Below are 26,633 nucleotides of genomic sequence, written 5' to 3'. Positions count from 1 at the left end.
TGAGGGAAGGGTTTTAAGGCAATCCCTCAAAAGTAGTAGGGTTAGTGTAGGGGAGCCTTATGGCAGAAAAATTGATGTATTTGGGTTTTTTCTCCGGTAATGCACACAAGAGCATAGAAATTCTAGGTTATGTGACTGCTATCACGGCACGAAACGGTTGAGGGATAAACGTAAACTCGGTCAATGTTACATAGGTGTTGCACGACATTACCCTCATTGATAATAGGATTAATTGTGAGTGTTTTTTGTACTGTGGAACGTGAAATGCTTGCTTCAGTTTTAATCGAGTTTTATTCGTATTTAGACGGATGAAATTAAGAGGAATCCCCTATCGATGAACTAGGCAAAGCGTGCCAAAATTGCTATTTTCCTCGCTCACCAATGTATTGAGACTCTTGTTATGCAAACGACCTGGCAACCAACCGCTTCTATGGAACAACTTCGTCAACGTGCTGCGTTGATCACCTCTATTCGTCAATTCTTTGCCGAGCGACAGGTGATGGAAGTTGACACGCCAGCTATGAGCCACGCCACGGTGACCGACATTCATTTGCATACCTTCCAAACAGAGTTTGTTGGACCGGGTTATGCCGACGGCAGCAAACTGTTCTTTATGACCAGCCCTGAATTCCATATGAAGCGCTTGTTGGCGGCGGGCAGCGGCTGTATCTACCAAATTAACAAAGCGTTTCGTAACGAAGAGAATGGTCGTCATCACAACCCCGAGTTCACCATGCTGGAGTGGTACCGGATTGGTTTTGATCACCATAAGTTGATGGATGAGATGGATGACCTACTTCAACTGGTGCTGAAGTGTGGTGCGGCAGAACGTATGACTTACCAGCAAGCTTTTATTGATGTGCTAGGCGTGTGCCCTTTAGAAGGCTCGATGCAAGAGCTAAAAGTGGTCGCGGCTAAGTTAGGGCTAAGTGATATTGCTGAGCCTGAGGAGGATCGCGATACCTTGCTGCAACTACTTTTCAGTATTGGTGTCGAAGCTAAGATTGGTCAACAAGCGCCTGCATTTGTGTATGACTTCCCTGCATCGCAAGCGGCGCTGGCAAAGATCAATCCGCAAGACAACCGAGTGGCGGATCGTTTCGAGGTGTACTTCAAAGGCATTGAGCTGGCGAACGGTTTCCACGAGCTGGATAACCCGAAAGAGCAATTGGCGCGTTTTGAACAAGATAATGCTAAGCGTCTGGAAATGGGTTTGAAACCACAGCCGATTGATTACCATTTGATTGGCGCATTAGAAGCAGGTTTGCCAGATTGCGCAGGTGTGGCGTTAGGCGTTGATCGCCTGATCATGTTGGCGCTGGGTTGTGACCATATCGACCAAGTGACCGCTTTTCCATTCCCTATTGCTTAAGGATAAATAATGAACCTGACCGCTGGACGTTTGGTGCTGCTTAGTTATGCGACTTTGATTGCGTACTTGTCTCTGAGCTCGGGAGAGTTGCAAGATTGGGGCAACATTGCATATTTGGATAAGATGCAGCATGCGATGGCGTACAGTGGTTTTGGTTTCTTGGGAGGCTTCTGTGTCGCAAATTGGCGTCAGCGTTGGATTGTGGCACTGAGTATTCTTTTATTCAGCGCTGTGATTGAAGTTTTACAAGGTTATGTGGGACGCCAAACCTCTTGGCTCGACTTGATTGCGAACTCGATTGGTATTCTAACTGGTCTGCTATGTTACCGTATTTGGAGCCTCTATCGACCTAGGTTGGTGAAGTCGCTATACTCGATTCGTTAATGAAGAGGGAATACGATAACCATGAAAACGCGCGACAAAATCGTCTATGCCGCACTGGAGTTGTTCAACCAACATGGTGAGCGCAATATCACAACCAATCACATTGCTGACCATATTGAAATTAGCCCAGGCAACCTTTACTACCACTTCCGTAATAAGCAGGAAATTGTGCGTGAGATCTTCGCGCTATACTCTGCGGAACTGCTAGAACGCTTTACCCCTATTCAAGGTTCTCAAGAGAGCCTGACCATGCTGAAAAGCTACCTCGACTCGATCTTCACTTTGATGTGGAAGTACCGTTTTTTCTACGCGAATCTTCCCGAAATCCTTTCTCGAGACGAACAACTTCATGATGAATACATTGATGTTCAAGAGAAGCTACAAGCCAACCTGATTGCGATCATGCAAGAGTTTGTGTCTTTGAAATTATTGAATGTTGATCAAGAGCAGTTGAAATCACTGGTTTGTACACTGCACCTTATCGCGTGTAGTTGGTTAGCTTACCAGTCAGCGATGTCACCAAAGACCGAAATTACCGAGCAAATGGTAAAACAAGGTATGCTGCAAATGCTCAATGTCGTTAAACCAGTGGCAACCGAGCAAGGTATGGAGCAATTGCTACTGCTTGAAGAAGCGGTGAGCCGACTGCACAGTTAATACTATTTTCCCTCCTTATTAAATCTAGAAAATGAGAGTATGGTTCTACGCTTAAAGTTTAGAGCGCAGCTCTCATTTTCAACTCCCTCCTTGAGTTGACTTGCTGTGCTCATTTCGCACAATAGGATTCATGCACCCTAAAAGCATCCGTTGGGGTATGATTCTCGATAAAGGAACTATCGTTCAATGAATTACGACATTTTTAATGGCGATGCCGACGGCATCATCGCATTGCTGCAATTGCGTTTAGCGGATCCTATCAACGCTGAGTTGGTGACGGGCGTAAAGCGCGACATCAAGCTGGTGGAGAAAGTGGATGTGCAAGCGGGTGATGAACTGACGGTGTTGGACATTTCAATGGAAAAGAACATGGTAGGTTTAGAGCAAGCTTTAGCTCAAGGCGCGCATGTTTTCTACGCCGATCACCACAAAGCGGGTGAGATCCCTCAGCATGGTAATTTGGACGCGCACATCGACCTCGATGCTAATATGTGTACTGCTTTGATTGTCGATCAGTTGTTGGAAGGACGTTTCCATACTTGGGCAATCACTGCTGCTTATGGCGATAACTTGATTGCTAAGGCGGATGTGTTGGCGGATAAAGCCGGACTCAATGAAGCGCAAAAAGCGCAGTTAAAAGAGCTCGGGACGTTGATTAATTACAACGGTTATGGCTCGAAAGTCGACGACCTTCATTTCCATCCTGCGGACTTGTATCAAGCATTAAAGCAATACGCTTCACCATTCGATGCGATAGCAGATAAAGCGTCACCTTACTATCAATTACAATCGGCTTATCAGCAAGATATGGACGCAGCACTCGCCGTCCCTGCGACTCACGAAAGCACTAAGCTCAAGCTGTTTGAACTGCCAGACAATGCGGCATCACGCCGAATCAGTGGTGTTTATGGCAACTGGCTTGCAAACCAAACTCCAGACTCTGCGCATGCGGTGTTAACGGAAAACGCTGACGGCACTTACACTGTTTCTCTTCGTGCGCCACTGAATAACAAGCAAGGTGCGGTGGCAGTGTGTGGGCAGTTCCCAACAGGTGGGGGGCGAGAAGCCGCAGCAGGCATTAATGCATTAAGCAAAGACGATGTCAGTGCTTTCATCGACGCAGTAGAGACTTACTACGCCTAGCATTTTTCTGAATGCGAATACGACAAAGGAGCCGAGTGGCTCCTTTGTTTTTGTGTCGCGATAGTGCAGTTTAGAACTGCGATGATAAACGGCAGTTATAAACGCTTTAACCAAGATTTCGGGTTTTGCGCTTCACTGTTACGGCGAATTTCGAAGTACAGTGAAGGTCTGTCTTGACCACCGGTATCACCTGCAAGTGCAATCACCTCACCTGCGGTCACCTTATCACCTTCTTTCTTGGTCAAAGCTTGGTTGTAACCGTAAAGCGTCATGTCGCCTTTCCCGTGATCAAGCAGCACGACTAAGCCGTAGCCTCGCAGGTATTCAGCAAATACCACGGTGCCTGGGTAAACGGCTTTGACTTGCTGACCGTATCTGGCAGACAACACCATACCTTTCCAGTTTACCTGCCCTGTTTGTTTGGTACCGAAGCTGTGCAGTACGCGACCTTTCAACGGCCACGGTAGTTTTCCACGTTGTTTTGCAATACCGTCCATCGGTACTGCATTACGTTTTGCTGCTTTCGCTATCTCGGCCTTTAGACGGGTTTCGTTACGTTGCAGTTCTGCTAAGTAACGTTTGTCATCTTTGATGCTCTTTTGAATCTTGCTCAGCGTACCTTTACGTTTCGACTGCGTGCTTGCTAAAGACGAGCGCTTTTCCGACTGCTGCTTAAGCAAGGTTTCAATTTGGTCTTTTTCCAGTTCGAGTTGGTTTTTGTTGTGCGCCAACTCTTGGGTGGTTTTGGTGATCGCATCAATGACTTCCGCGCGTGCTTTGGCAAGATGTTGAAAGTATTGGCTGATGCGATCTTCTTCTACGCCTTCGTTAAGGAGATGCCCATTGGCTTTCGCACGCTCCGTGACGTAGTAGGTTTGAATCAGTTGTTTGAGCTCTTCTTCTTGTGCTTGGCGTTGAGCTTCTTGCAGCGCAATCTTCTCTTCCAACTTACTGATGTTTTGATCCGCTTGTGCCAAGTCTGCTTTGGTTTGTTTGATCTCGCGTTCTAACTTGGAGATACCGAGTTCTTGGCTTTTCAGCGATTTTTGCAGATCGTTGAGCTGTTTTTCTTGAGAAGTTAGCGATTTTTTCTGGCGATTGATTTCGCTAGATACGCCTTTGAGCTCTTGTTGGCTTGCGGCGAAAGAGGTGAGGGGATATGTGGCAGATAAAGCACAAGTTAATAAAATAGCCGAGCGTAGCACTGGGTGATTTTGTTTTCGCACTTGAGAGTTACCTACCACATTATTGTCAAAGGATCAGATGACGATTAAATACCATCCCCATGGATAAAGCTTTGCGATTTACCGTTAAAGCCTTGATCCATATCGAGAGAAGGTTTGTCCGTTTTCGGACGACCAACAATTTTTGCAGGCACACCAGCCACGGTTGTGTGTGGCGGCACTGCTTGCAATACCACAGAGCAAGAGCCAATTTTTGCGCCTTCGCCCACTTCGATATTGCCAAGAATTTTAGCACCTGCGCCGATCATTACACCTTCGCGAATTTTCGGGTGACGGTCACCGCATTCTTTACCGGTACCACCTAGAGTGACATCTTGCAGAATAGATACGTCGTTTTCGACAACGGCGGTTTCACCAATCACGATGCCAGTTGCATGGTCTAGCATGATACCACTACCAATACGCGCTGCAGGGTGAATATCGACCTGACATGCTACAGAAATCTGATTTTGCAGGTAAGTCGCAAGAGCGTGACGACCTTGCTTCCATAACCAGTTTGCCACTCGGTACCCTTGCAGAGCATGGTAGCCTTTCAGGTACAACAATGGCATTGAGTACATTGAAACAGCAGGGTCGCGATTAACCGTGGCACAAATGTCACAAGCCGCGCCGTCGGTGATGATTGGATCGGCGGCAAAGGCTTCTTCAACCACTTCACGCACTGCCATTGCTGGCATGGAAGCGGTGTTCAATTTGTTGGCCAGAATGTAGCTCAATGCGGCACATAGACTTTCATGCTTGATGATGGTCGCATGATAAAAGCTCGCCAGCATAGGCTCTTGCTCTGACATCTCACGGGCTTCTGAAACAATTTTGTTCCAGACTTTTTGTTTTTCGCAGTGTTTCATTCTCAATATCCTGAGTGGTTCTTCCGTGACCCGACAACTTCTATTCTTCTCAGATGAGGTGCAAAAGGCGGTAGATTGCTACTTTCCTTCGGCTTTTTTGTCACGAGCAAGTAAATCTTGCGCTGCCAGGCGTGCATCCTTTCCTTGATACAATACTTGATAAATTTGGTCAACAATTGGCATCTCTACGCCCATGCGCTGAGAGAGCATCCAAACTTCTTTGGTGTTGCGGTAGCCTTCAACGACTTGACCGATTTCTTCTTGCGCAGTGTCGACGTCTTTACCTTGACCTAGTGCCAAACCAAAACGGCGGTTACGTGATTGGTTATCGGTACAAGTTAAGACGAGGTCGCCCAAGCCAGCCATACCCATAAAGGTTTCTGGTTGTGCGCCTAGTGCGGCACCAAGACGGCTCATTTCTGCCAAACCACGTGTAATCAGTGCTGTACGGGCATTGGCACCAAAACCGATACCATCAGACATACCTGCACCAATGGCAATAACGTTTTTCACCGCACCGCCCAATTGCATGCCGATAAAGTCGTTGTTTGCGTAGACACGGAAGGTTTTGCTGCAGTGGATTTTCTCTTGCAGATCAGCAACAAAGTTAGCGTCTGGAGAAGCTACAGAAATTGCTGTTGGCATTCCCATCGCAAGCTCTTTAGCAAATGTAGGACCGGATAGAACTGCCAACGAGTAGCTGTCACCGATGATATCGAATGCTACTTCTTTTAGTAGACGACCCGTTTCTGGCTCAAGACCTTTGGTTGCCCAACAAATACGAGAATCTTCACGTAAGAAAGGCTTACAGCTGTTCAGTACGATGCCAAAAACGTGGCTAGGAACCACAACTAACAAGTCACGGCTTGCTTGAACGGCTTTTTCTAAATCCGATTCAATAATCAAGCTCTCTGGGAAATCAATACCAGGTAGGAATTCGTGGTTGGCACGGTCTGCTTCAAGGCGTGCCATATGCTCTGGCTCGTGACCCCATAGGATGACGTTTGCGCCGTTACGAGCAAGGGAGATTGCCAAAGAAGTGCCGTATGAGCCTGCACCAATCACAGTCATTGCGATGTCTTTACCGTAAGCATTGTTTGTATTTGCTTGTGTCATGCTACCGCCTAATTGCCTTTCTACTAGTAGAATCTAGTTCATAATCGCCAGAGTTTACGCTCTCTAGGGGTTAGGAACTAGGAACTTTTATCAGAAATAAAAAATGCACATTGCATCGCAGAGAGGACGCTTTGTGCATTTTCTTCAGGTATATGACGTGAGCTCGTTCTTAGGAAGGGCAACACGTCACTTACAAAAACGTGAATTACGCTTCAGCTTCGCCTTGTTGAGCTTGCTGTTGTAGGTAGTTCATGAATAGCGCGTCGAAGTTAACTGGTGCTAGGTTCAGTTGAGGGAACGTACCTTTAACTACTAGGCTAGAGATAGTTTCACGAGCGTATGGGAATAGGATGTTCGGGCAGAATGCGCCTAGGCAATGTGCAAGTTGACCTGCTTCCATTTGCTCAGCTGTGAAGATACCACCTTGTTGAACTTCACATAGGAACGCTGTTTCTTCTTCGTTCTTAACAGTAACTGTTAGACGTAGAACAACTTCGTAAACACCTTCACCAAGCTCACGGCTTTGAGTGTCTAGGTCTAGTTTAACGTCTGGGTTCCACTCTTTTTGGAAGATTACTGGAGAGTTAGGCGCTTCGAAAGAAACGTCTTTTAGGAAGATGCGTTGAATTGCAAAGTTTTGTTGTGCGTCTTGTGGTGCTGCTTCAGCCATTTTTAAATCCTTAATAAACATTTGTTGGGTCTAGGATTTTCTAAACCCAGAAATATGGTTTGTCCTGAGACTAACTGAGCAAATCTACCTTGACTAGATGAAGCGCGTATTACGTGCAAAGCATCACAACTTAGTGCTTCAACTGCTTTCTATTTGCTCAGTTTATATAAACGAGGCTGGCAAAATTGTTTTACCGCGACCTTATTTCTTACCACGTACTAGTGGAAGGTTCGCTTCGTTCCATGCAATCAAACCGTTCTTCAGTAGGCTTACGTTTTCGAAGCCTGCTTTCGCTAGTAGGTTTGCACTTTCTTGAGCGGTTTGACCCGTTTTGCATACCACAATGATTGGGTCTGATTTACGGTTTTCAAGGCTACCAAAGTTACCTGCTTTGATATCAGACGGCAAAATGTGAAGTGCGTCGGTGATGTGACCTTGTTTGAACTCATCTTTAGAGCGGATATCCACCACAACGCCGTTTTCACGGTTCATAAGGTGAGTCAATTGGTTCACGTTAATCTCTTTGTATGCTGCCGTCGCAGATTTCACGATGTTCATGATGAATGCGACAAGAAGACCTACCCAAACCAAAGATAGAATCATGTTCTGTTGGAAAAAATCAATGTACTCTTGCATGTCCTGAGCTCTTACACTGTTGGCGGAAAAATAAAGCAGGAGTATAGCGGGGATAGCCGCCTTAGGCGAGAGGGTTAAAATTTTCTAACGAATAATTGAGATCTAAGCGCTCCCAGCAAACTGGCTGAAGCTAGTCATTCATGCAATCTTATTATCACTTCCTCCTATCAATTCAATCGGCGTAATTGACTTCACTTCTGGTCGAAAAAGCGCACAATGGGTTACAACAAAAAGTTTTTCACCAAAGTATTTCGGTGGTCGTACAAAGCATCTTGAAAGTGACTATGCTTGTGGAACACGTTTGCTGACTAGGTCGGATTGCTTGCTAACTTGTAAGATAGCAACAATAAATCGCAAACATTATTTGATCTTAACCTACAGTTTTGGTTAAAAAGTGTAGTAAAATTACGCTAGTTTTGTTTCAAGGTTAGATGGAGCAGCGAAGCTCTACACCGAAAGTTACTTAAATTTGATGAGGTCATCACTATGTCTGCTAAGAAGCCATTGGCTCTAGTTATCCTTGACGGTTACGGTTACCGTGAAGACACAGCAAGTAACGCAATTGCAAATGCTAAAACACCAGTAATGGATGCACTGATTGCGAATAACCCACACACTCTTATCTCTGCTTCAGGCATGGACGTTGGTCTACCTGATGGTCAAATGGGTAACTCAGAAGTTGGTCACACCAACATCGGTGCAGGTCGCGTTGTATACCAAGATCTAACTCGCATCACTAAGTCTATCGCTGATGGTGAATTTGCTGAGACAGCTGCACTAGTAGAAGCTATCGATTCTGCAGTAAAAGCTGAAAAAGCAGTACACATCATGGGTCTTATGTCTCCAGGTGGTGTTCACTCTCACGAAGACCACATCTACGCAGCCGTTGAAATGGCAGCAGCTCGTGGCGCTGAAGAGATCTACCTACACTGCTTCCTAGACGGTCGTGATACGCCACCACGTAGTGCCGAAAACTCACTACAACGTTTCCAAGATCTATTTGCGAAACTAGGTAAAGGTCGTGTTGCTTCTCTAGTAGGTCGTTACTACGCAATGGACCGTGACAATAACTGGGATCGCGTTCAAGTTGCTTACGATCTTCTAACTCAAGCGAAAGCTGAGTTCACTGCAGAAACAGCGGTTGCTGGTCTAGAAGCGGCTTACGCTCGTGACGAAAACGATGAGTTCGTTAAAGCAACAGCTATTAAAGCGGAAGGTCAAGAAGACGCAATCATGCAAGATGGCGATGCAGTTATCTTCATGAACTACCGTGCTGACCGTGCGCGTCAAATCACGCGTGCATTCGTTCCTGCATTTGACGGCTTCGAGCGTGCTGCATTCCCAGCAATCAATTTTGTAATGCTGACTCAATACGCGGCTGATATCCCTCTAGCTATCGCATTCCCACCTGCGTCTCTAGAAAACACTTACGGTGAGTGGCTATCTAAGCAAGGTCAAACTCAGCTACGTATCTCTGAAACAGAGAAATACGCACACGTGACTTTCTTCTTCAACGGCGGTGTTGAGAACGAATTTGAAGGTGAAGAGCGTCAACTTGTTGCTTCTCCAAAAGTAGCAACTTACGACATGCAGCCAGAAATGAGCTCTCCAGAGCTAACAGAGAAGATGGTTGCTGCTATCAAGTCTGGTAAGTTCGATACTATCATCTGTAACTACCCGAACGCAGATATGGTTGGCCACACTGGCGTTTACGAAGCTGCAGAGAAAGCAATCGAAGCTCTAGACGAAAGCGTTGGTAAAGTGGTTGAAGCGATCAAAGAAGTTGGCGGTCAACTGTTGATCACGGCAGACCACGGTAACGCAGAAATGATGATCGACCCTGAAACTGGCGGCATCCACACTGCTCACACTAACCTACCAGTACCTCTAATCTACGTAGGTGACAAAGCGGTTGAGTTCAAAGAAGGCGGTAAACTGTCTGACCTTGCGCCAACAATGCTTTCTCTAGCAGGTCTAGAAATCCCTGCAGAAATGTCTGGTGAAGTGCTAGTTAAGTAATTAACTGACGATTCAGAATGATAAAAGCCCGAGTTCGACTCGGGCTTTTTTGTGTCTGCGATCCTGTGTTGGGTAAGGCGAAGAGTTATTAAGGTCAATAGTCCCTAATTGAACCTGAACTATTGCACTAGGATGCCCGTACCAATAACCGCTAGTGCAGCGCCTAACCAAGCAAATCGATTTGGGCGTTTCTTGGTATAAATCCACAGTAGTGGCAACAACATGATAGGTGTTGTTGAAGAAAGCAGCGCTACCATTCCCACGTTACCCTCACGCAGGGCGTAAAGAATCAATGTCATACCAATCGCCATAGCCAAAAAGCCATTTAATGCTGTAATGCCAAAGACTTTCCATGTGATGGTTTGAGTCGCGCGAGCGACTTTGGCGCCAATTAACCAAAGTGCACAATGTGCGACGAAAGCACTGATCATACGAATGGCAGAGGCGGCGACAGGGTCAACAGTGGTTTGCATGACAGGTTTAGCGATGATGCCACCCAGAGCCTGACACATAGCGGCGGTTAACCCGAGCCCGATACCAATCCAAACGTTGCCTTTGATCTCTTCTAGCGCGTTGCTAGCTTGCCCGCGTCGACCATAGAAAATCGCCATTACGACACCGCTGAAGACTAAGGTTGCACCAATCAACTCCGTGCCAGTCATGCTTTCGCTAAATAGGAAGTAACCCAAGATGGCAGAGAACACCGCATGGCAAGAAAACAACAAGCCTGCTTGGCGTGGTCCCATGCGATTCAAACAGGCGAACAACGCGGTATCGCCAATAAAGATGCCAATTAAACCGGACGCCATCATTGGCGTAATATGTTCGGTGGAGACACTTAGCCAGCCCCCCGTGAACCACGCCATCGTGGAGAGGATGACTGCGGTACAGCCCATACGCCATCGACTATAAGCAAACGCCCCGAGATGTTGAGCGGGAACAACAGAAATTAAGCTAGAAACAGCCCATAAGAAAGCAGCGCACAGCGCCAGCCATTCATAACCCATGATTGCGAGACATCCTTGTAGAGCAGGGGAGAGGCTTTAATATGCATGAATTTATAAAGATCTAAAAGCGCATATTTATGCCAATAAAAAAGCAGCTCGTTGAGCTGCTTTTGATGGGGAGGATTACACTTTAAAGCGACTGATGTTTTCACGCATCGTATTGGCGGTATCGTACATCTGACGTGAACCTTCACTGCTCTTAAGTGATTGCTCGGCAATCATATCTGCATCGTCTTTAATGCCTTGCGTGTTACGGCTGATGTCTTCGCTTACCGCGCGTTGCTCTTCTGCTGCGCTTGCGATTTGCATTGCCATGTCGTTGATCTCAGTGATCGAGTTAGTAATGCTGGTTAAGCTGTCGTGTGCTTGCTGAGCATAATCCACGCTAGTATCTGCCAAACTGGTACTGGTTTGCATGCTATTTACTGCCAGTTTGGTGTTGTTTTGCAACGTTTCGATCATGGTGCGGATTTCTTCCGTCGAACCATGGGTGCGTTGGCTAAGTACGCGTACTTCATCGGCAACCACGGCAAAGCCGCGACCTTGCTCACCAGCACGAGCCGCTTCAATGGCAGCATTAAGTGCCAACAAGTTAGTTTGTTCGGCAATACCTTGGATCGTCGATAGGATTTGGTTGATGCTTTGCGTGTTTGCTTCTAGCTCCGAAATTACGCTGGCGGCATCGCTAACTTGCTCTGCGAGCTCTACGATCGCTTCACGATTCTTCTGGATGACGTTTTGTCCTTCCATACAAGCAGACGCTGAGTTTTGTGAAGCGCTTGCCGTCAGCTCTGCATGACTTGCTACCTCAGCAGCGGTTGCTGACATCTCATGAATGGCGGTTGCAATTTGGTTAACGTCGTTTTGTTGATGCTCAACGCGACCCGCAGCCATCGCAGATAGCTCATTTGCTTGATTCGCTTGTTCTGAAAGCTGTTCACTGTTCTCGACAATGCTTTTTAACATGGTTTGCATTTGCGCAAGGAACTGGTTCACGTGGGTTGCGAGTTCGCCAATTTCATCCATGCGCTCGATCTTGATGCGTTGCGTAAGATCGCCTTCGCCCTGTGATAGCTCTGAAAGCGCATCAGACAGCGTTTGGAGAGGTTGTAGCAAGCGAGTGATGATGTAAGTACTGATTGCCGCAATAATCAGGTACAGCACGATAGAAGCAATAGCCGTAAATGTCACTTGCTCAGAGACAGACGCAAATGCCATTTGTTTGTCTTGCACAATACCTAAAGACCAATCGGTGTTCGGCACTTTAGCTACGTAAATCAGCTTATCGCCTTGGCTGGGCCATTGAATCGTGTCTAGCCTTGCTTCGCCTGCAAGTGTCATCATCGTACTATGAGTTAAGGCTGGATTGAGTTCTGTCAGCGGTTTTTGGCTAAGCTTTTCATCTTTGTAAGCTACCAAGTTATTGTTGCCATCAACTAGGAATGCGAAACCGTCATTATCAAGCTGAATATTAAGGACTTCTTTGATGATGTCAGTTACCGCTAAGTCAGCGGCAAGCACACCTTTCTTACCTTGATTGAATGCCTTAGCAAAGCTAACCACAATGCTGCCATCGAAATCTTGGTATGGCTCTGTGATGATCAAACCAGATTTCGCCATCGCATCTTGGTACCAAGGGCGAGTGCGAGGATCGTAGTCAGAAGGCCAAGATTCAGATTTATCACCGTAGGCAATTGAGCCATCAGAGAAGCCAGCATAAACCGATAGAAACTTACCGGCTCGCTTTGTCAGTAGCATCTCGCGATCGGCATCGTCACTGCCAGCGATGATGTTTTCATTCGCGAGCATCATATCGCTACGAATCGCAAGCCAGTCACTGATGTAGCGGTTGGTCGATTGAGAGATGTTTTGAATTTCTCGATTAAGGGTAGAAGTGGTTTCTTCGCGTAGTTGATTGACGGAAACCCAAGCCTGAACGCCACTAACAATGGCGATAATGACTGCAATCGCAATCTGTATTTTTAATTTGATGGTATTTCTCATTGTCTTACCTTCATAAAACAGACAAAAAGATCAACGTCACGAGTTGTGACTCCAAAGGGTATGAGACGATTCAAGCACTGAAAGTTACATGAAAGGCTGTACAAAATTTATCGACCTATATTCGATAAACTTGAGTCGAATAGTGTGATTTTTATTCAACTTATTGATTAACTAAGTGAATCAAATTTGAGATAAAAACAGAGGGAGTGATGCAAAACCAAATAGGTATATGGGTGATAAAGCTCTGCGGCAACCTTTTGTTACCGCAGAGCGATGGACTAAAACAGAATAATTACCGCACCATAGACAATGAACAGACCGACCAAGCCGATAATCAAACCGACCTTCGCCATGTCTTTACTTTCAATTAATCCCGTTGAGTACGCAAGGGAGTTTGGTGGTGTTGATACTGGTAAGATCATACCTAGTGAAGCCGAGAAAGCGACGACAACCAGCAATCCTTGTAAGCCACCGATGGCAACCAGACTTGGCATAGAAGCACCAATCGCCGCTGCAATCGGCATCAACAAGTTCGCTGTGGCGGTATTCGACATAAAGTTTGCCATTAGCCAGCACACGATCGATAGGGCAACAACGACAGCGAATGGTGATAGGGACTCATAATCAATTGCGTGTGCGAGTGCTTCAGCCAAGCCAGTTTTATCTAGCGCAATACCAATGGCGATACCACCGGCTACCAGCCATAGCACATCCCAGTTGATAAGCTTGAGCTCTTCTTTGCCCATGATGCCCGTTAAGGTAAACACCGCGAGTGGAATGATAGCGACTACATAGGTATTCATGCCATGCACTTTAGTTGTCATCCATAGCAGGATGGTCATAGCAAAGGTCACGTAGACCACTATGGCACGCCAGCTTCTCTTAAATTTACCATCCAAACGCAGTTTCATTTCCGGTTCACTAGAAGGGAAGAGTTTTTGCAATAAGAACCAAGCTAGCGTCAGTTGCACTAAGACAAAAGGCAAGCCCATCATCATCCAAGATAGGAAATCGATGCTGTTTTCTCCGGTTAAATATTGCAAGGCAATCGCGTTAGGCGGGGTACCGATTGGTGTCGCGATACCACCTGTATTAGCCGCAATTGGAATACAGAGAACCAGCGCTTTTATCCCCAAATCGCCTTTTGGTGCAGATGCCACGATAGGACCCAATAGCGCAAGCATCATAACGGTAGTCGCAGTATTTGACATAAACATCGAGAACACGGCAGTGATCAGCATTAAACCCAACATAATGAACTTAGGTTGAGTGCCAAACGGTTTAAGAAGAACACGGGCGAGGTTGTTATCAAGTTCGTATTTAGAAGCGGCAATAGCGAGCGCAAAGCCACCCATGAAAAGGATGATAATAGGAGAAGAGAACGCGGAAAATATATCCGTATAAGCAATCAAATCCCCCAAATCATGCCCCGGAGGAGGGGTACGAAAGAGATGTAAGCCTTTGTCCGATATCATAATCAATTCAAGAGCAATGATAAGAATGGACGTAGCAAATACGGGGACGGGTTCTAAAACCCAAAGTAGTGCAGCAAGAAGGAAAATAGCCAATAGACGATGTTGAATTAAAGTGAGATCGTCAATTGGAATGGCATCGATCGGCATCATTAAGACACCGAGTGGAATCAAAAAACACACCAGTAATTTGACCAGTGTGTCCGCACTCATCTTTGGCATTGGCAGCCCCTTTTATCATCATCCCTCAACGCAGAGTAATTGATTGCGCTTTTAGGTACTTAGAGGCAAGTACGAGTTTGAAAAAGAGAGGCGAAATTTCGAACAGAGTTTTGCTTTTCGTCAATAAAAAAGCCCCCGTAAACGGAGGCTTCAAAGTCAGTTTGAGTAGGAGTCTTACTGCTGATGAGCGTAAGGTGTACCCATTACGGTTGGCTTACCATTTTCCATGCTTTCATCGAATGCGATAGCATCTTTTGCGAAAAGGTTGATAACGGTTGAGCCAAGCTTGAAGCGCCCCATTTCTTCGCCTTTCTTCAAGATAACCGCTTTATCGCCTTCTGCAGGGTAGTCCCATTTGTAAACCGAGTTACCGCGTGGCGGCGTGATAGTGCCTGCCCATACTTGCTCAATGCTACCTACGATAGTTGCACCAACCAGTACTTGTGCCATTGGACCAAACTCAGTATCGAAGATACACACTACACGCTCGTTACGTGCAAATAGGTTTGGCACGTTCTCTGCGGTTAGTGGGTTAACTGAAAATAGGTCACCAGGTACGTAAATCATCTGACGCAGCGTACCGTCACATGGCATGTGTACGCGGTGGTAGTCACGAGGCGATAGGTACAAAGTAGCAAAAGAGCCGTCTTGGAACTCTTCAGCCAGTTTTGCGTCACCACCTAGTAGCTCTTGTGCTGAGAAGTTATGACCTTTAGCTTGGATAAGCTGACCATCTTCAATCGGACCAAATTGGCTTACGCACGCGTCCGCAGGGTGAGTGATCACCTTTTCACCTTCCGTAATTGGACGAGCGCCTTCTTTTAGCTCACGTACAAAGAATTCATTGAAGGTTTTGAAGTGCTTAGGATCGGAGTGCTTCGCCTCATCCATGTTCACATTGTATTGTTTGATAAACCAGCGAATGATTGCTGTTGTTAGACCGCCAGCCTCAGCTGAAGCCAGTTTACCCACTAGGCGCGTTAGTCCGTGTTGTGGGATCCAGTACTGCAGTCCAACTTTAATCTTGTCCATCTTTAATTCCGATACTTCTGTTAGATTCTCGCTTTAGGGCGCGTGATGTTACTGAAATTTCATCTGCTTGTCAGTATTAGGTGATGATTTCTTACACAGTTGCAGCGTTATCTCGGCTACAGATCAGCTTTCTTGCTGCGTGAATACTGACGGTTGGCTTTGTTTTCCACCATGCTTTCTAGGATGCGATGGTAGTTCTCAAAACGGACTTCACTCACTTCGCCTTTTTCCACGGCCTCTCGCAAGATACAGCCAGGATCGTCATTGTGCTTACAGTCGCGGAACTTACAACCGCCAAGATAAGGACGGAATTCAACAAATGCTTTGGTCACTTCCTCTGCTTCTAAGTGCCACAGACCGAATTCACGTACTCCTGGAGAGTCAATCAAATCGCCACCAGTAGGGATGTGATACAAGCGAGCTGCTGTGGTTGTATGCTGACCCAAACCTGAGTTCTCTGAGATCTCGCCTTCTTCCACTTCCTGCTCAAGTTCAGGCATCAGTGCGTTTACTAGGCTCGATTTACCTACGCCAGATTGACCAACGAAGATATTGATACGATCACGCAATTGCTCTTCAAGTTCGGCAATGCCTTCACCTGACTGCTTGCTCACAAACAGTACTTTGTAGCCAATGCGTTTGTATTCTTCTAGCCACTCTTCGTACATCGCTCGATCTTCATCAGCAAGTAGGTCTATTTTGTTGAGTACTAGTAGCGGTGCGATGTTCAGGGTTTCTGACGCCACCAAGTAGCGGTCAATGATATTGAGCGAAAGCTCAGGCAAAACCGAAGACACGATCACCATTTGGTCGATGTTAGCGGCGACAGGTTTCAAGCCATCGTAGTAGTCAGGGCGAGTTAGCATTGATGTGCGAGGTTCTACGGCTTCAACCACGCCAGAGATACCTGCCATTGACTCAAGCCCTTCACGCCAAAGCACGCGATCACCAGACACCAGTGATTCGATACCACGACGAAGGTTACAGCGCTGCACCTCACCGGTTTCTAGATCTTCGATGTCAGCGTGCTGACCGAAACGAGTGATAACGAGACCCTGTTTACTTGCGCCCAGCATGTTCTCATCCCACTGGATAGACTCTTCTTGCTTCTTTAGGCGTTTTTGTTGGTTGCTGCGTACGCGGCGCACCTGACCTTTGGTTAACTTTTTCTTTTTTGCCACAATCTTGTACTTAATGTGAGTTAACTCAACTGATTGAGCACGCTTTCGGCTCAAACTCGTGAGTATCGTGTTTCAAGTATTTTCAGGTATAGTACCTCTTTTATCGATAAACAAATAGGCGGCGTAACCATGTCCTTTAGCGATCAAAACCTGATTTGGGTGGATTTAGAGATGACAGGTCTCGATCCTGAAACGCACAAAATCATCGAAATTGCTTCTATCGTCACGGATAGTGAGTTAAATATTTTAGCTGAGGGTCCAGTTTTAGTCGTTCATCAGCCAGAAGAAGAGCTGGCGAAGATGGATGACTGGTGTACCAATACGCACACTGCAAGTGGTTTGGTTGATCGCGTTCGCAACAGTGACGTCTCTGAACAAGATGCCGTTGCGCAGACCATCGAGTTCCTTGAGAAATGGGTACCAAAAGGCGTTTCTCCAATTTGTGGTAACAGTATTGGTCAGGACCGTCGATTCTTGTACAAGCATATGCCTGAGTTGGAAGAATACTTCCACTACCGTTATTTGGACGTGAGTACGCTTAAAGAACTGACTCGCCGTTGGAAACCAGAAGTGTTAGACGGTTTTTCGAAGCAGGGCACGCATCTGGCATTGGATGATATCCGTGAGTCGATTGCTGAGCTAAAGTACTACCGCGAAACGATCTTTAAGATCTAACTGTTAAGGCTGCGATCCAAATTGTTGTAATTAATGAGCGTTTTGCTTGCTTTTTCATCTGTCAGTAAAAAAATAAAGTTTTTTTGAACGAAGGACTTGCATCACAAAAAAATGCTCTTATAATTCGCAGCCCTGAACAGCGGAAACGTTGTTGATGCGACACTAGCTCAGTTGGTAGAGCGCAACCTTGCCAAGGTTGAGGTCACGAGTTCGAACCTCGTGTGTCGCTCCAATTTTCTTAAGTGGAAAGAAAGGCTTTCATCATGCCTTAAATGGTGAACTATGGACGCGGGATGGAGCAGCTTGGTAGCTCGTCGGGCTCATAACCCGAAGGTCGTCGGTTCAAATCCGGCTCCCGCAACCAATTCTCTTTTGAGAGTATGCGACACTAGCTCAGTTGGTAGAGCGCAACCTTGCCAAGGTTGAGGTCACGAGTTCGAACCTCGTGTGTCGCTCCAATTTTATAGCTCTCATTGTGCTTAACAATGAAATACGGACGCGGGGTGGAGCAGCTTGGTAGCTCGTCGGGCTCATAACCCGAAGGTCGTCGGTTCAAATCCGGCCCCCGCAACCAATTCTCTTCTGAGAATATGCGACACTAGCTCAGTTGGTAGAGCGCAACCTTGCCAAGGTTGAGGTCACGAGTTCGAACCTCGTGTGTCGCTCCAAATTAAAAGGTTTTCATCATACCTTAAATGATGAACTATGGACGCGGGATGGAGCAGCTTGGTAGCTCGTCGGGCTCATAACCCGAAGGTCGTCGGTTCAAATCCGGCTCCCGCAACCAATTCTCTTTTGAGAGTATGCGACACTAGCTCAGTTGGTAGAGCGCAACCTTGCCAAGGTTGAGGTCACGAGTTCGAACCTCGTGTGTCGCTCCAATTTTATAGCTCTCATTGTGCTTAACAATGAAATACGGACGCGGGGTGGAGCAGCTTGGTAGCTCGTCGGGCTCATAACCCGAAGGTCGTCGGTTCAAATCCGGCCCCCGCAACCAATTCTCTTCTGAGAATATGCGACACTAGCTCAGTTGGTAGAGCGCAACCTTGCCAAGGTTGAGGTCACGAGTTCGAACCTCGTGTGTCGCTCCAATTTGATAGCCTTCATTGTGCTTAACAATGACATTGCGACACTAGCTCAGTTGGTAGAGCGCAACCTTGCCAAGGTTGAGGTCACGAGTTCGAACCTCGTGTGTCGCTCCAATTTGATAGCCCTCATTGTGCTTAACAGTGACATTGCGACACTAGCTCAGTTGGTAGAGCGCAACCTTGCCAAGGTTGAGGTCACGAGTTCGAACCTCGTGTGTCGCTCCAGCTTTATAGCTTTCATTGTGCTTAACAGTGAATTGCGACACTCGCTCGTTTATAGAGCAAAAACTTGCCAAGGTTGAGGTCACGCCTTTCTATTATGAATAGGGAACCTCGTGTGTCGCTCCAGCTTTATAGCTTTCATTGTGCTTAACAATGAATTGCGACACTCGCTCGTTTATAGAGTAAAAACTTGTCAAGGTTGAGGTCACGCCTTTCTGTTATAGATAGGGCAACCTCGTGTGTCGCTCCAATTCTTATTACTGCAAAAGCAGTGATACATGGACGCGGGATGGAGCAGCTTGGTAGCTCGTCGGGCTCATAACCCGAAGGTCGTCGGTTCAAATCCGGCTCCCGCAACCAATTCACATCGCTCTTTTCATAATGCTGCGAAGCATGAACCCCTGAAAAACAATATTTAATCCGCATCACTCGATGTCGGACGATTTCGTTTGTGTTTTAAACATGAGACGACTTGTCTGAACAGCGAATAATCTGGTGTTCGGGTCCCTTTCTGCTCTTTAATTAACAGAGTTATCCACATATGTCATTCTGTGGATAAGTTGGTTGATAAAGTGTTCTCAGCTTCAATTTGAAGGACTGTAAAGAAAGATCTTTTCTTTGTGAGGGCACAATAAAAGTTTTCTGTAACTGCGTAACTGCTTGTTTTATATAGTAAAACTTGCTTTTATTGCGGATCGGATGCGTTAAATTAGGATCATTAATTTGTGTTTTTTTGATCCTAGTCATTTCTTCAGGTTGTGTTTAACTTTTTTATCTTCCCTGAATTCCTTCGACTCTATAATTTTTTTCCACATTACAGAATTGAGAACAAGGTCATGAATTGATCGTGCAAAAAGAGTTTTCAATCTCTTGCATATGAGCTACGCATTATGCGTCTCTTGGAAGTCCTTTTTCTACGATTCTGATTAAACGCTTTTTCTTGGTCTCAATAGAATCCGATTCATTTGCTGGAAGTTGGTTGAATTGTTGTGCAAGAGCCCATTCAATGTGTTCATCGAGCAGTTCACTTTCACCGCGTCTTGCTTCTAGGGCATCAATTGTTCTCTGGCTGTATTCTGCATTGCCAAGTGCGACAGAAATATTACGTAGCCATTGCAGGTGTCCAATTCTACGAATTGCTGACCCTTCCATTTGTTTTAGGAAGGTTGCCTCATCCCAATTGAACATGGTAACGAGATCTGGGTCTTCAAAACTCTCGCGGCGATGAAAATCCTCTTGCTCAGTGATTTCTGCATATCGGTTCCAAGGGCAAACTAATTGGCAATCGTCGCATCCATAGATACGGTTTCCCATCGGTTTGCGGAACTCTTCTGGGATCACACCATCAAACTCAATCGTGAGATATGAGATACAGCGTCTCGCATCCACGACTTTTTCATCGACAATCGCTTGTGTCGGACAAGATGTGATGCAAGCTTTACATTTGTCACATTGATCAACGCTTGGTTCATCAACAGGCAAAGGTAAGTCGATAAGCAGCTCACCAAGGAAAAACCAAGAGCCGCAATCTTTATCCAAAATCAGAGAGTGTTTGCCAGTCCAGCCTAATCCGGCTTTTTGCGCCAATGGACGTTCAAGGATCGGGGCTGAGTCGACAAAAGGGCGATAGCCAAATTGTCCGACTTCTTGCTCAATAAGTTTGCCAAGTTTATTAAGCTGTTTTCTCACCAATTTGTGATAGTCACGCCCGAGCGCGTAACGGCTGATATAAGCGTGGTTTTTGTTTGCCAGATTGGAAGCAAACTTTGCTTCGGGTGGCAAGTAATCCATACGTACGCTAATCACTCGCACGGTTCCCGGCAAAAGTTCATTTGGTCTGGCGCGCATCATGCCGTGACGAGCCATCCAGTCCATTGAACCGTGGTAGCCTTGATCAAGCCATTTTTGCAGAGCCGCTTCATGTTCACTAAGATCAACATCGCAGATACCGACTTTCTGAAAGCCGAGCTCTTTACCCCAAATTTTGATTTGTTGAGCGAGTTGTTCGAAGTTCATGTTTTATCACCGAGATAAAGGGGGGCGGATCTTACCGGATCTTATGAATTGGTGCTACCAGAAAGTCTAGACATAAAGTCGAGAAATAGATTTTGAAACAAAGTCATCAAAAGTTGACGCAGGCATGAGCAATTTTGTTTATGCATTCAATAGAATCAGGTAATTAGGTTTTGCCTTATTGGCTACTTTTTTCGCACATATGACATTTGAAAGCTTGTCTCTCAAAACCAACACAGTTTACTATTCCTGTTCTTTTGATTTTTATATAGTCAACGATCATTAGTTAGAGAAACATCAATGAGCACGAAACAATTTAACCTGAAAGATGAGCATGAAACGGTAGCACTAGGTACCGCGTTGGCTCAACTTTGTTCCCAACAAACCACTATTTATCTGCATGGCGATCTGGGTGCGGGTAAAACAACCTTTAGTCGTGGTTTTGTCCGTGCTCTTGGCCATCAAGGAAACGTAAAAAGCCCGACCTATACTTTGGTTGAACCTTATCAGCTGGATAAGTGGCAAGTTTACCACTTTGATCTATACCGACTGGCAGATCCTGAAGAGTTAGAATTCATGGGGATTCGCGATTACTTCACGGATGATGCGATTTGTTTGGTTGAATGGCCAGAAAAAGGGCAAGGAATGCTGCCACAACCGGATCTTGATGTGGATATTCGCTACCAAGGCGAGCAGCGCGTAGCCGAACTTACGGCAAATAATGAATATGGTGTGCAGTTACTCAGTCGATTGGAGCTATGTTGAGTCTTTCAAAATTTAGAGTAGTGGCGGCATTTGTCGCCACTTTTCTCCTTATCATCCCCAATTTAGCATTTGCTAACGTCGTTAAAAGTTTCCGAGTTTGGCCTTCACCAGATGAGACTCGTGTTGTCATCGATTTAAGCGCGGAAGCTGACTATTCCTATTTCTCTTTATCTGGACCGGATCGCTTGGTCGTGGATATTAAAAACACGTCTATGCAAGCTAAGTTGCCTGTTACGGTAACGGACAGTCCTGTGTTGAAGCGTGTTCGTAAAAGCTCTCCGCCAAACAAAAGCACATACCGTTTGGTTTTTGAGTTGAAGAAGAGCGTCAAAGCTGAACTGTTTACGCTAAAACCAACGCCAGGTGGTCAGTATGGTCATCGTTTGGTGATTGATTTGCCACATGGGGCGAAAACATCAGCGGCGGCGAGTAATACTTCTAAGCCGAGCAAACCGGCAAAACCAAGCAAAGACATGAGTACGGTCCAACGTGCACAAGAGATTCTGATCGTGATCGACCCAGGCCACGGTGGTGAAGATCCTGGTTCAATTGGTCCATCACGTCGAAAGTATGAAAAAGACGCGGTATTGAGCATCTCTCGTAAGCTTTCAGCCCAGCTAAATGCAGTACCTGGCATCAAAACTCGCATGACTCGTACTGGTGACTACTTCGTCAACTTGAATCGCCGTGTTGCGATTGCTCGTGAACATGACGCACACTTATTAATTTCGATTCACGCCGATGCGTTTACTTCTCCTAAACCTCGTGGTGGTTCGGTGTTCGTGTTAAATACTCGTCGTGCCAATACCGAAATTGCACGTTGGGTAGAGAATCACGAGAAACAATCTGAGCTACTTGGTGGCTCTGGAACGGCATTTGTGAGCAATTCAAATGACCGTAACGTCAACCAAACTTTGTTAGATCTTCAGTTCAGCCATTCGCAAAAAGAAGGTTATAAGTTAGCGACAAACATTTTAGGTGAGATGGGCAAAGTTGCTCGCCTGCATAACTCGAAACCAATCAATACCAGCTTGGCAGTTTTGCGTTCTCCGCAGATTCCTTCTGTTTTGGTTGAAACGGGCTTTATCTCGAACCCAACGGAAGAGAAGTTACTATTCCAACGCTCTCACCAAGATAAGCTAGCGCGTGCGATTACTAAAGCTGTCGTACAGTACTTGAAAGATAATCCTCCAGAAGGCACGGTGTTCTCGTCTTCTGCGAAACCTGTTGTTCATACCGTGAAGCGTGGTGAATCGCTTTCTGTGATTGCACAGAAATATGGCTCGTCGACCAAAGCGATCATGAGTGCGAACAAGCTCAAATCAAGCGGTTTAGCCGTCGGTCAGAAGCTGAAAATCCCGGGTACAGGTGCCGTTTCAGTATCCATCCCGAATAAACCTAACACGGTAGAAACTGAGACAATTACGCACACTGTTAAATCTGGCGAGTTCCTCGGTAAGATCGCAAGCCACTACAAAGTGAGGATTGCTGATATCCGCCGTGAAAATAATTTGAAATCAGATACGCTTTGGGTCGGTCAGAAGTTGAAGATCACCGTTGCGGTGAAAGACAAACCAATTCGCAAACACAAGGTTGCTCGTGGAGAATACCTAGGCAAGATTGCGTCGAAATATGGTGTCAGTGTCTCTAGCATTCGCAAAGCGAACAACTTGCGCTCTGATGAGCTTGCCGTCGGGCAGGTACTGATTATTCCAAACAAGTAAGTGAACTGATAACTCATCATGACCATTAAGATTTTGCCAGCACGATTGGCAAACCAAATCGCGGCAGGGGAGGTAGTTGAAAGACCTGCCTCTGTCGTGAAAGAACTGGTAGAAAACAGTCTCGACTCTGGTGCAACCCGTATCGATATTGATATCGAGAAAGGTGGCGCTAAGCTAATTCGTGTGCGCGATAACGGCAAAGGGATTGTGAAAGATGAGTTAGGTTTGGCGCTAAGTCGCCATGCTACGTCTAAGATCCATACATTGGACGATCTCGAAGCCATCATGAGTTTGGGGTTCCGCGGTGAGGCGTTAGCGAGTATTAGCTCGGTGTCGCGCTTGACCATGACTTCTCGTCCAGCCGCACAGGAACAAGCGTGGAGTGCCTATTCTGAAGGGCGTGACATGAAGGTCAAACTCCAACCGACGGCGCATCCAATTGGTACCTCAGTTGAAGTCTTAGACCTGTTCTTTAATACGCCTGCGCGCCGTAAATTCCTCCGCACGGAAAAAACCGAATTTGCTCACATCGACGAGCTGCTAAAGCGTATTGCGTTAAGTCGCTTTGATGTCACTATCAATGTTCGCCACAACGGTAAAATGATTCGCCAATACCGCGCGGCAAAAAATCAGCTTCAAACAGAAAAACGCATTGCTGCGGTATGTGGTAATGCTTTTGTGCGTAATATGCTGCGCATCGAACTGGAACATCAAGGGCTCAAGCTTCATGGTTGGATTACAACGCCAGAAGGGGCTAGGCAGCAAAGTGATCTACAATATTGCTACGTGAATGGCCGCATGATGCGTGACAAATTGATCAATCACGCGATTCGTCAAAGTTACGAAACCAGCCTCAAACCTGATCAATTCGCGGCGTATGTATTGTTTATTGAGATCGATCCGCACCAAGTGGATGTTAACGTGCACCCTGCAAAGCATGAAGTGCGTTTCCATCAAGCACGTCTGGTGCATGATTTCATCTATCAAGCGTTGGCAGATGCCCTTGCGCAAAGTTCAGTGATTGATAAGCCACATGTGAATGAATCTGCATTCCACCACGCAGATCCTATTGAGGTAGCAGAGTCACTTGAGGCAATGACGTCTCTCCCTGAACCAGAAAGTTCACCTGAGGCAACTAGCACTCCAGAACTAACTGGTGCTCCAGAACATATCGCTTCCCCAGTGCCAGAACGCGTGTATCAAGCGATTGATAATACCCCAGCCTATCCGGGGCGCTCAGACTACGAAACGAAACCTCGCGATCGTATGCCAAGCGATTCCTCTGTGCGGGAAGCGCGCGTAGCAGACTCGTTCAAGAGAACAGATTGGATTGAATCAAAACCTGCGCCTAAACCGAGTGCACACAAAGAGCAGCGTCATGCTGAGCCAGCACCAAGCAAACAAGAGGTGCGTGCGTATCATGAATTGCTACAGACACCTGATTTTGAACCTCGAAGCGAAACCAGTGCGGCTGCGATCACTAATCAAGCAGAGACAGCTTTAACCCCAGTGATGGCGCTGAGCAAAGCTTTAGCTGTGGTCGATGAGCAGTACGTATTAATGAGCAGCGACAGTGGTGTGGCTTTGGTTGCACTACCAAGAGCTGAGTTCTATCGAACCAAAGGGCAACTCACACCAAGTGATGGTGCATTAAAAGCGCAACCACTACTGGTACCATTATCGGTGAAATTGGAGCCGGAGTTGGTTCAACTTGCGCAGGATTACCAACAAGATTTTGCTCAGTTAGGCATTCAGCTAAAAGCTCGAAATGATAAAGCCTTGATGGTCATGGGCGTACCTTCACCATTGCGTCAACAAAACTTACAAAATTTGATACCAGATCTGTTATCTTACGCGCAAACTCGCGTGACGAGGGAAGTGGCAACGGCTCAGTTATTATCTGAGCTGATAGATTGGCTTGCTTTGCAGGTCACCACAGTTAAGAGCCACTATACTCTTTCCGAAGCCATCCAAATTATTGCGGAACTTGAACAGCTAAGACATGGTCAATTGCCATTAGAAGACACGAAATTTGTGTCTGCTGTTGATTTCTCTGCCACGATTGCCAAATTAAGACCATGACAGACAAACTACCTTTGGCGCTATTTTTAATGGGGCCAACTGCATCAGGTAAAACAGAGCTAGCGATTCGTCTTCGCCAGAAATATCCGGTTGAGATCATCAGCGTGGATTCGGCGTTGATCTACAAAGACATGAACATTGGTACGGCGAAACCTGATGAGCGCGAGCTGAGTCTAGCGCCGCATCGTCTCATCGATATTCTTGACCCGAGCGAATCGTACTCTGCGGCGGACTTCCGTCGTGATGCACTACAAGCAATGGATGACATTGTTGCAGAAGGAAAAATTCCGCTCTTAGTTGGCGGTACAATGCTGTATTACAAAGCGTTACTTGAAGGCTTATCACCTCTTCCTGCTGCAAATCCTGAAATTCGTCAGCAAATTGAGCAAGAGGCATTGACTAAAGGTTGGTCGGTGTTGCACGATGAGCTGAAAGAGATTGATCCTGTATCAGCTGCGAGAATTCATCCAAACGATCCTCAACGTTTATCGAGAGCGTTGGAAGTCTTCCGTATTTCAGGTAAAACTCTTACTGAGTTGACTCAAACTAAAGGCGACAGCTTGCCTTACCGAGTCAAACAGTTTGCAATAGCTCCCAAGGACAGGGCAGAACTTCACCGTCGAATTGAACTGCGTTTCGATAAGATGATGGAAGCGGGTTTTGAAGAGGAAATGAAAGCGTTGTATGCGCGCAAGGATCTTCACCCTGATCTTCCTTCTATCCGTTGCGTTGGCTACAGACAGATGTGGGAGTACTTAGATGGGGACTGCACACGCGACGAAGCCGTTTTTCGTGGCATTTGTGCAACTCGTCAATTGGCCAAGCGTCAAATCACCTGGTTACGCAGCTGGAATGATTTAACTTGGTTGGATAGCGATAACATTGAACAGGCACTTGAAACCATGTCAGAAGCAATAGCATCTGATTGAGATAGCTGTGTATAATGTGATCGTTTTTGCGTGAACGCACTCTCAAAGGATCTGTTATTGGCGGTTTTTATACTATGCTGCTAATTACTTAGGGTGCATTTTTGATTCGTTTAGCTCAGATGCAAAAA

At 46.2% G+C, this 26,633-nt stretch carries 21 protein-coding genes and 12 tRNA genes; 22 read left to right on the top strand and 11 right to left on the bottom strand.

The genetic code is table 11. The features are described from left to right. Nucleotides 1-400: 400 nt before the first annotated feature. The 4 genes from epmA (at nt 401) to ABMY42_RS22950 (ending at nt 3,556) form a co-directional block, all read left to right on the top strand. Nucleotides 401-1,372, top strand: coding sequence for an elongation factor P--(R)-beta-lysine ligase (epmA, locus tag ABMY42_RS22965; RefSeq protein WP_017190948.1), 972 nt, complete (start codon nt 401-403; stop codon nt 1,370-1,372). Nucleotides 1,373-1,381: 9 nt separating this feature from the next. After that, a complete protein-coding gene (locus ABMY42_RS22960) occupies nt 1,382-1,756 on the top strand; it encodes a VanZ family protein (RefSeq protein WP_017190947.1) in 375 nt (124 codons plus the stop codon). Nucleotides 1,757-1,777: 21 nt separating this feature from the next. Next, on the top strand, nt 1,778-2,413 hold the full coding sequence (locus ABMY42_RS22955; protein ID WP_005448317.1) for a TetR/AcrR family transcriptional regulator: 636 nt from the start codon (nt 1,778-1,780) through the stop codon (nt 2,411-2,413). Between the two features lie 186 nt (nt 2,414-2,599). Beyond that, a complete protein-coding gene (locus ABMY42_RS22950) occupies nt 2,600-3,556 on the top strand; it encodes an acetyltransferase (protein WP_050907133.1) in 957 nt (318 codons plus the stop codon). 95 nt (nt 3,557-3,651) lie between these two features. Here ABMY42_RS22950 and ABMY42_RS22945 read toward each other — a convergent pair whose 3' ends face one another. The 5 genes from ABMY42_RS22945 to ABMY42_RS22925 form a co-directional block, all read right to left on the bottom strand. Continuing rightward, nucleotides 3,652-4,800 (bottom strand): murein hydrolase activator EnvC, encoded by a 1,149-nt coding sequence (locus tag ABMY42_RS22945; protein WP_005448319.1) that lies wholly within the window; start codon nt 4,798-4,800, stop codon nt 3,652-3,654. Nucleotides 4,801-4,826: 26 nt separating this feature from the next. Next, nucleotides 4,827-5,648: a serine O-acetyltransferase gene (gene cysE / locus ABMY42_RS22940; RefSeq protein WP_349266831.1), complete on the bottom strand. Its 822-nt coding sequence runs from the start codon at nt 5,646-5,648 to the stop codon at nt 4,827-4,829. Nucleotides 5,649-5,726: 78 nt separating this feature from the next. Continuing rightward, nucleotides 5,727-6,764, bottom strand: coding sequence for an NAD(P)H-dependent glycerol-3-phosphate dehydrogenase (gene gpsA / locus ABMY42_RS22935; RefSeq protein WP_005448320.1), 1,038 nt, complete (start codon nt 6,762-6,764; stop codon nt 5,727-5,729). Nucleotides 6,765-6,969: 205 nt separating this feature from the next. Beyond that, nucleotides 6,970-7,434: a protein-export chaperone SecB gene (gene secB / locus ABMY42_RS22930; RefSeq protein WP_005386410.1), complete on the bottom strand. Its 465-nt coding sequence runs from the start codon at nt 7,432-7,434 to the stop codon at nt 6,970-6,972. 201 nt (nt 7,435-7,635) lie between these two features. Then, nucleotides 7,636-8,070: a rhodanese-like domain-containing protein gene (locus tag ABMY42_RS22925; RefSeq protein WP_005448321.1), complete on the bottom strand. Its 435-nt coding sequence runs from the start codon at nt 8,068-8,070 to the stop codon at nt 7,636-7,638. 486 nt (nt 8,071-8,556) lie between these two features. On the opposite strand from ABMY42_RS22925, the gene gpmM reads away from it, so the two are divergent. Then, nucleotides 8,557-10,089, top strand: coding sequence for a 2,3-bisphosphoglycerate-independent phosphoglycerate mutase (gene gpmM, locus ABMY42_RS22920; RefSeq protein WP_349266830.1), 1,533 nt, complete (start codon nt 8,557-8,559; stop codon nt 10,087-10,089). 119 nt (nt 10,090-10,208) lie between these two features. On the opposite strand, the gene ABMY42_RS22915 is transcribed toward gpmM, so the two are convergent. From ABMY42_RS22915 to rsgA, 5 genes are all read right to left on the bottom strand, one after another. Next, nucleotides 10,209-11,096 (bottom strand): DMT family transporter, encoded by an 888-nt coding sequence (locus ABMY42_RS22915; RefSeq protein WP_009702506.1) that lies wholly within the window; start codon nt 11,094-11,096, stop codon nt 10,209-10,211. A gap of 123 nt (nt 11,097-11,219) precedes the next feature. Then, a complete protein-coding gene (locus ABMY42_RS22910; RefSeq protein WP_017190943.1) occupies nt 11,220-13,100 on the bottom strand; it encodes a methyl-accepting chemotaxis protein in 1,881 nt (626 codons plus the stop codon). A 278-nt stretch (nt 13,101-13,378) separates the two neighbouring features. Further along, a complete protein-coding gene (locus tag ABMY42_RS22905; protein ID WP_274790503.1) occupies nt 13,379-14,794 on the bottom strand; it encodes an SLC13 family permease in 1,416 nt (471 codons plus the stop codon). A 174-nt stretch (nt 14,795-14,968) separates the two neighbouring features. Continuing rightward, nucleotides 14,969-15,826, bottom strand: a complete 858-nt coding sequence (gene asd, locus ABMY42_RS22900; RefSeq protein ID WP_009698885.1) for an archaetidylserine decarboxylase — start codon at nt 15,824-15,826, stop codon at nt 14,969-14,971. Between the two features lie 116 nt (nt 15,827-15,942). After that, the gene (gene rsgA / locus ABMY42_RS22895) at nt 15,943-17,007 is read right to left on the bottom strand and encodes a small ribosomal subunit biogenesis GTPase RsgA (RefSeq protein WP_005448333.1); all 1,065 of its coding nucleotides are present in this window, start codon (nt 17,005-17,007) and stop codon (nt 15,943-15,945) included. Nucleotides 17,008-17,136: 129 nt separating this feature from the next. On the opposite strand from rsgA, the gene orn reads away from it, so the two are divergent. The 13 genes from orn to ABMY42_RS22830 all read left to right on the top strand — a co-directional run bounded on the left by orn (nt 17,137) and on the right by ABMY42_RS22830 (nt 19,352). Then, entirely contained in the window at nt 17,137-17,682 is a 546-nt protein-coding gene (orn, locus tag ABMY42_RS22890; RefSeq protein ID WP_349266829.1) for an oligoribonuclease, read from the top strand. Nucleotides 17,683-17,838: 156 nt separating this feature from the next. After that, nucleotides 17,839-17,914, top strand: a tRNA-Gly gene (locus tag ABMY42_RS22885). A 55-nt stretch (nt 17,915-17,969) separates the two neighbouring features. After that, nucleotides 17,970-18,046, top strand: a tRNA-Met gene (locus ABMY42_RS22880). Nucleotides 18,047-18,064: 18 nt separating this feature from the next. Next, nucleotides 18,065-18,140: transfer RNA gene (locus tag ABMY42_RS22875), tRNA-Gly, on the top strand. Nucleotides 18,141-18,179: 39 nt separating this feature from the next. After that, nucleotides 18,180-18,256, top strand: a tRNA-Met gene (locus ABMY42_RS22870). 18 nt (nt 18,257-18,274) lie between these two features. Beyond that, nucleotides 18,275-18,350: transfer RNA gene (locus ABMY42_RS22865), tRNA-Gly, on the top strand. A 42-nt stretch (nt 18,351-18,392) separates the two neighbouring features. Beyond that, nucleotides 18,393-18,469, top strand: a tRNA-Met gene (locus tag ABMY42_RS22860). An 18-nt stretch (nt 18,470-18,487) separates the two neighbouring features. Continuing rightward, a tRNA-Gly gene (locus ABMY42_RS22855) sits at nt 18,488-18,563 on the top strand. A 39-nt stretch (nt 18,564-18,602) separates the two neighbouring features. After that, nucleotides 18,603-18,679 (top strand) — tRNA-Met (locus tag ABMY42_RS22850). An 18-nt stretch (nt 18,680-18,697) separates the two neighbouring features. After that, nucleotides 18,698-18,773: transfer RNA gene (locus tag ABMY42_RS22845), tRNA-Gly, on the top strand. Between the two features lie 35 nt (nt 18,774-18,808). Beyond that, nucleotides 18,809-18,884 (top strand) — tRNA-Gly (locus ABMY42_RS22840). A 35-nt stretch (nt 18,885-18,919) separates the two neighbouring features. Then, nucleotides 18,920-18,995 (top strand) — tRNA-Gly (locus tag ABMY42_RS22835). Nucleotides 18,996-19,275: 280 nt separating this feature from the next. Then, nucleotides 19,276-19,352, top strand: a tRNA-Met gene (locus ABMY42_RS22830). A gap of 528 nt (nt 19,353-19,880) precedes the next feature. Here the strand turns inward: ABMY42_RS22830 and queG are convergent. Continuing rightward, nucleotides 19,881-21,008 (bottom strand): tRNA epoxyqueuosine(34) reductase QueG, encoded by a 1,128-nt coding sequence (gene queG / locus ABMY42_RS22825; protein ID WP_005451394.1) that lies wholly within the window; start codon nt 21,006-21,008, stop codon nt 19,881-19,883. A gap of 297 nt (nt 21,009-21,305) precedes the next feature. Between queG and tsaE the strand changes: the two genes are divergently transcribed. Genes tsaE through miaA form a run of 4 tightly spaced genes read left to right on the top strand, consistent with a single transcriptional unit; the run spans nt 21,306 to nt 26,505 of the window. Further along, nucleotides 21,306-21,770, top strand: coding sequence for a tRNA (adenosine(37)-N6)-threonylcarbamoyltransferase complex ATPase subunit type 1 TsaE (tsaE, locus tag ABMY42_RS22820; protein ID WP_005438321.1), 465 nt, complete (start codon nt 21,306-21,308; stop codon nt 21,768-21,770). After that, nucleotides 21,764-23,494, top strand: a complete 1,731-nt coding sequence (locus ABMY42_RS22815; protein WP_005451397.1) for a LysM peptidoglycan-binding domain-containing protein — start codon at nt 21,764-21,766, stop codon at nt 23,492-23,494. Before tsaE ends, ABMY42_RS22815 begins: the two co-directional genes overlap by 7 nt. An 18-nt stretch (nt 23,495-23,512) precedes the next feature. Continuing rightward, nucleotides 23,513-25,576, top strand: coding sequence for a DNA mismatch repair endonuclease MutL (gene mutL, locus ABMY42_RS22810; RefSeq protein ID WP_009699455.1), 2,064 nt, complete (start codon nt 23,513-23,515; stop codon nt 25,574-25,576). Further along, a complete protein-coding gene (gene miaA, locus ABMY42_RS22805) occupies nt 25,573-26,505 on the top strand; it encodes a tRNA (adenosine(37)-N6)-dimethylallyltransferase MiaA (protein ID WP_005451402.1) in 933 nt (310 codons plus the stop codon). Before mutL ends, miaA begins: the two co-directional genes overlap by 4 nt. The last annotated feature ends 128 nt before the right edge of the window (nt 26,506-26,633 follow it).

The organism is Vibrio sp. SSH13-20 (assembly GCF_040104475.1).
Classification (GTDB): Bacteria; Pseudomonadota; Gammaproteobacteria; order Enterobacterales; family Vibrionaceae; genus Vibrio; species Vibrio harveyi.
The sequence above is the reverse complement of the archived record's forward strand: the minus strand, read 5'-3'. Positions and strand labels throughout refer to the sequence as shown.